1 protein-coding gene is annotated in these 259 nt (G+C 67.6%); it reads left to right on the top strand.

Annotation, left to right across the window (positions count from 1 at the left end):
• Positions 1–50: 50 nt before the first annotated feature.
• Positions 51–259 (top strand): hypothetical protein (locus SB719_RS21100; protein WP_412159876.1); only part of this gene is annotated, 209 nt, incomplete at its 3' end.

Genomic DNA, 259 nt, shown 5'->3' with positions numbered 1-259 from the left:
ATCTGCGTTCGCGGCTGCTTTCGGCCGGGCGCAGCTACCTGTTCAATCAGGTGCTGGCTGCGCGTGTCGCTGACGGTAGCTGGGCTCGAGCCCAAGTCGGGGACCTGCTGGCGTTCACCGACAGCCGCAGTTTCTTCCCGGCGGGTGAGGCGGAATGTGCTGACCCGCGCCTGGCGATTCTCGACCTGCATCCGACCGGCCCGATGTGGGGGGAGGGCGCTTCACCTGCTGGCGCTGCGCCTGCCCAGCTGGAAAACAC

The sequence above is a fragment of the Pantoea sp. SIMBA_079 genome (assembly GCF_046940275.1).
GTDB lineage: Bacteria > Pseudomonadota > Gammaproteobacteria > Enterobacterales > Enterobacteriaceae > Pantoea > Pantoea borealis.
The sequence above is the reverse complement of the archived record's forward strand: the minus strand, read 5'-3'. Positions and strand labels throughout refer to the sequence as shown.